Origin of the sequence: Cellulomonas septica (genome assembly GCF_012396155.1) — a bacterium.
Lineage (GTDB): Bacteria > Actinomycetota > Actinomycetes > Actinomycetales > Cellulomonadaceae > Cellulomonas > Cellulomonas septica.
In genome coordinates this window covers 1-4,395 of the sequence record NZ_JAAXOY010000284.1, presented here as the reverse complement: position 1 = coordinate 4,395, position 4,395 = coordinate 1, and the positions used below count along the sequence as shown (strand labels likewise).

Below are 4,395 nucleotides of genomic sequence, written 5' to 3'. Positions count from 1 at the left end.
GGCCGCCCGTGCGCGCGTCGTCGGCCTGGCGCGAGGGCGACCCGGTCGGGCGGCGGCAGTTCGCCGACCTCGGCCCGTTCGCGCTCGAGTCGGGCGGAAGGCTGCCCGCCGTGCGGCTCGCGTACGAGACGTGGGGCACGCTGAACGAGGACGGCAGCAACGCGGTGCTCGTCCTGCACGCGCTCACCGGGGACTCGCACGTCACCGGGCCCGCGGGCGACGGGCACCCGACCGCCGGCTGGTGGCAGTCGATGGTCGGGCCCGGCGCCCCGATCGACACCGACGAGTGGTTCGTCGTCGCGCCCAACGTGCTCGGCGGCTGCCAGGGCTCGACGGGTCCCGCGTCGACCGCGCCCGACGGGCGGCCCTGGGGCGGCCGCTTCCCGCTGCTGACCGTCCGCGACCAGGTCGCCGCCGAGGTCCGCCTCGCCGACCTGCTCGGCATCGACTCGTGGGCCCTCGTCATCGGCGCGTCCATGGGCGGGCTGCGCGTGCTCGAGTGGGCCGTCACCGCCCCGGAGCGCGTCCGCTCGATCGCCGCGATCGCCACGGCCGCGCAGACGTCGGGCGACCAGATCGCCGGGTTCCACACGCAGCTCGCCGCGATCCACGCCGACCCGCGCTACCGCGACGGCGACTACTACGACGCCGCCGACGGCGACGGCCCGCACGTCGGGCTCGGCATCGCCCGGCAGATCGCGCACCAGACCTACCGCAGCGCCGCCGAGCTCGACGAGCGGTTCGGGCGCATCCCGCAGGGCGCCGAGGACCCGCTCGAGGGTGGCCGGTTCGCCGTGCAGTCCTACCTCGACCACCACGGCGACAAGCTCGCCCGCAGGTTCGACGCGAACACGTACGTCGCGCTGACGCGCACGATGATCACGCACGACCTCGGCCGCGACCGCGGGGGCGTCGCCGCGGCGCTCGCGCAGATCACCGCGCGCGCCCTGGTCATCGCGGTCGACTCCGACCGGCTGTTCCCGCCCGCGCAGTCCGCGCGCATCGCCGCGGGCATCCCCGGCGCCGGACCCGTGCGGACGGTGCGCTCGCCGTACGGGCACGACGGGTTCCTCATCGAGGAGGACCAGGTCGGCGCGATCGTCTCCGCGTTCCTGACCGACGAGGTCCGCACCCGCTGACCTCGTCGCCGGGCGCGCGCCCGCTGTCCGCGTGGCGGGCGTCGACCGCGTCACGACGGACGTGGCTGCGGGTCGTCCGCGGGATGACGAGTCACGCAGGCGCGACTGCGGCACGATGAACGGATGTCCTACACCGACCTCGCCGCCGCGTCCGCCGCCCTGCGCAGCCAGTGGGACCGCCTGCGGTCGTGGGTCGCCGAGGTCGTCGACGACGACGTGGCCGACGCGCCGTCCGTCCTCGAGGGCTGGTCCGTCGCCGAGCTCGTCGCGCACCTGGGCCGGGCGATGGACGCGCTCGCCGTGTGCACGCCGCTGCCCGACGGGACCGTGCCGTACACGCTCGCCGAGTACGTCGGGACGTACGTCGCCCGGGCGCAGGACATCGCGGACACGACGCGCGACCTCGCGGAGCAGATCGCACCGAACCCGCTGAAGGCCGTCGACGCGATGGCCGCCGCCGCGTTCGCGAACCTCGACGCGCTGGGGCCGCACGACCGCGTCGTGCAGGCGCGCCGCGGTCCCGTGATGCTCTCGACGATGACCGTGTCGCGCGTGCTCGAGCTCGTGGTGCACGCCGACGACCTCGCCCGCTCGGTGCGCCGCGCGCGCGGCACCGGGACCGGCCCGGACCCGATCGACCCCACGGCCCTCGCCCTGGTCGCGGACGCGCTGCTCGACATCGTCGTCGCGCGTGGCGGGTGGAGCCTCGAGGTCGCCGACGCGCGTCGCTGGCTCCGCCTGGCCGCGGGGCGCACGCCCTACGACGTCGACGAGCTCGCCCGAGCGCTGCAGGCGCAGCACACCTCGGAGGCCGTCCCGGACCTGGGCCGCATGCTCCCCCTGCTCTGACGCCCCCTGGTCCACGCGCCGACGCACCGGGCCCGGTGAACGGCTCGACCGCCGCCGTCGTCGATCGCGGGTGCCAGGACGCCCCGGTGCGTCAGGGGAAGCGCGTGAGCAGCTGACGCCCCACGAGACCGACCGTGCGCGCGAGCGTGTCGCGGACGGCGGCCGCGAGCGCGGTGGCACCCCGGACCTCCCACAGCACCTGCGCGGACACCCAGGCGGCGTCGCGCGCCTTGTCGATCGAGAAGTTCGTGACGAGGTCGGCGAGCGGCGACAGGGCGCCCGCGTGCTGCACGACGCACGCGTCGAGGAACGACTGCCGGATCGGCCGGACGACCTCGGCGAGCACCCGGTTCACGCGCTCGAAGTCGGCGTGCACGTCGCCGTCGTCGGGGTCGCAGCCGCGCGCCCGGCACGTCGCGACGACCGCGAGCGCGAGGTCGAGGTTGATGTGCGCGTTCATGCCCGCGAGCGCGAACTGGACGGGTTCGATGCCGCGCAGAGCCCGACGCTCGACGAGCGGTGCCCAGGCGCGGGAGACGGGCCGCTGGGCGGCGACGTCGGCGGGGACGTCGAGGAACAGGCGCGCGAACCGCACGTCGAGGTCCTCGACGAACGACGGGTCGCGGAACGTGCCGTCGACGACGCGCAGCCCCACGAGCGCGTGGCAGCGGTCGTCGTCGCAGTGGGAGGACCTCGCGCGCACGCACGGCACGGCGCTGGCCCAGGCGCAGACGGACCTCGAGGCCGCGCAGGCCGAGCTCACGGACACGCAGACCCAGCTCGCCGCCGCGCAGCAGCGCATCACCGAGCTCGCGGACGAGAAGGCGCGGCTCGGCGACACGAGCGCCTCGCAGCAGCAGCTCGCCGACTACCAGGCGCGCGTGTCCCAGGCCGCGGGTCAGGTCGCGACCGCGCTCGCGAACTGCATCGACGGCCAGCAGCGCCTCATCGGCTACCTCCGCGAGTCCGACCAGTACGACCCGTCCGACCTGCAGCGCTTCGCGACCGACGTGGACCGCGTGTGCGGGGCCGCGACCGACGCGAACGCCTCCCTCCAGCGCGAGCTCGACCGGTGACGCGACCCCGCCTGAGGGCGCTCTCCGGGCTCGCGCTCCTGGCGTCCCTGACCGGCTGCGCCGTCCTGCCGGCCATGCCCGCGCCGGTGCCGTCGAGCGTCATCCCGAGCCGCGCCCCCGCGCCGGCGCCCACGTCGTCCGGCAACCTCTCCCCCGACGGCTTCGACTCGGCCCAGCGCATGGCGGTCCGCATCCGGAACATCGGGTGCGGCTCCGTCTCGACCGGCTCGGGCTTCGCGATCGACGCGAACACGCTCGTCACGAACCGGCACGTCGTCGCCGACTCGTCCGCGCTGCAGCTCAGCACGTACGACGGGCGCGACGTCGGCGCGACGGCCGCGAGCACCGCGGGCCTCGCGGACCTCGCGATCGTCCGGACGGCCGAGCCGCTGCCCGCGGCACCCGAGCTCGCGGACGCCGACCCCGTACCCGGTGACGCCGTGACCGTCGTCGGCTACCCGCTCGGGCAGCGGCTCACGATCACGACCGGCGCCGTGCTCGGCGCGACGACCGACCCGCTCAACGTCAACCTCGGCGAGGTCCTCGTGACCGACGCCCCCGTCGAGCCGGGGAGCTCGGGCTCCGCCGTGCTCGACACCGACGGGCGCGTCGTCGGGGTCGTGTACGCGAAGGACGCCGAGGGGCACAGCTTCGTGGTGCCCGTGAGCACCCTGCGCGCCATGCTGGACGACGAGTCCGCCTTCACGGAGGCACCCACCTGCACCTGAACCGCTCGACCTGCTCCTGACCGACCGAGAACGCACGGAGGAACGCATGTCCGACGCACCTCGTTTCGACCCGACGCAGCTCGCCGGCGCCGCCAACGACAACCTCACGGTCCGCCGCGTGTTCGGCGACGCGTACGAGAAGGACGGCAGGCTCGTCATCCCCGTCGCGCGCGTCTCGGGGGCGGTCGGCCTCGGCGCCGGGGACGGCGAGGGCGACCTGCCGTCGGCGCCGTCGTTCGGCCGACGTTCCGGGGACCCCGAGCCGCACCACGGGCACGGCGGCGGGCACGGCGGGGGTGGCGGGTACGCCGCGCACGTCAAGGCCGTCGGCGTGTTCGTCGTCGACGAGTCCGGGGTGCAGTGGCGGCCCACGCTCGACCTGAACCGGGTGATCGTCGGGGGGCAGATCGTCGCCGCGACCGCGGTCACGGTGCTCGCGTTCGCCTGGGCGCTGCGCCGCCGGCACTGACACCCCGCACCCGGGTCGCGTCGGACGGACCTCCGGTGCGGTGCGCACCTGCGGGTGCGTCCTGGCAGCCTCGCGAGGTCGCCGACGTCCGACCTGCGGCCAGCCGGGTGTGCGCCGGCCGTCCCGGTCAGCCG

Annotated in this window: 6 protein-coding genes; 5 read left to right on the top strand and 1 reads right to left on the bottom strand. The window is 75.6% G+C overall.

Going from position 1 to position 4,395, the window contains the following annotated elements:
- Together metX and HGA02_RS11615 are read left to right on the top strand one after the other, a co-directional pair.
- On the top strand, window positions 1–1,139 hold a 1,139-nt coding region (gene metX / locus HGA02_RS11620; RefSeq protein ID WP_168679145.1), incomplete at its 5' end, for a homoserine O-acetyltransferase MetX.
- A gap of 123 nt (window positions 1,140–1,262) precedes the next feature.
- Window positions 1,263–1,988, top strand: coding sequence for a maleylpyruvate isomerase N-terminal domain-containing protein (locus HGA02_RS11615; protein ID WP_168679143.1), 726 nt, complete (start codon window positions 1,263–1,265; stop codon window positions 1,986–1,988).
- Between the two features lie 91 nt (window positions 1,989–2,079).
- On the opposite strand, the gene HGA02_RS11610 is transcribed toward HGA02_RS11615, so the two are convergent.
- Window positions 2,080–2,643: a DUF5995 family protein gene (locus HGA02_RS11610; protein ID WP_168679142.1), complete on the bottom strand. Its 564-nt coding sequence runs from the start codon at window positions 2,641–2,643 to the stop codon at window positions 2,080–2,082.
- On the opposite strand from HGA02_RS11610, the gene HGA02_RS11605 reads away from it, so the two are divergent.
- Genes HGA02_RS11605 through HGA02_RS11595 form a run of 3 tightly spaced genes read left to right on the top strand, consistent with a single transcriptional unit; the run spans window position 2,618 to window position 4,261 of the window.
- Complete coding sequence (locus HGA02_RS11605) at window positions 2,618–3,064, top strand: efflux RND transporter periplasmic adaptor subunit (protein ID WP_210728473.1); 447 nt, start codon at window positions 2,618–2,620, stop codon at window positions 3,062–3,064. The two genes, HGA02_RS11610 and HGA02_RS11605, sit on opposite strands and share 26 nt — an antisense overlap.
- A complete protein-coding gene (locus tag HGA02_RS11600) occupies window positions 3,061–3,792 on the top strand; it encodes a S1C family serine protease (protein ID WP_343035452.1) in 732 nt (243 codons plus the stop codon). Before HGA02_RS11605 ends, HGA02_RS11600 begins: the two co-directional genes overlap by 4 nt.
- A gap of 46 nt (window positions 3,793–3,838) precedes the next feature.
- Window positions 3,839–4,261, top strand: coding sequence for a spore germination protein GerW family protein (locus tag HGA02_RS11595; protein WP_168679141.1), 423 nt, complete (start codon window positions 3,839–3,841; stop codon window positions 4,259–4,261).
- Window positions 4,262–4,395 lie beyond the last annotated feature (134 nt).

Coding starts and splice junctions, on each gene's coding strand:
- HGA02_RS11615 (WP_168679143.1), top strand. CDS start 1,263: ATGTCCTACACCGACCTCGCCGCCGCGTCCGCCGCCCTGCGCAGCCAG.
- HGA02_RS11595 (WP_168679141.1), top strand. CDS start 3,839: ATGTCCGACGCACCTCGTTTCGACCCGACGCAGCTCGCCGGCGCCGCC.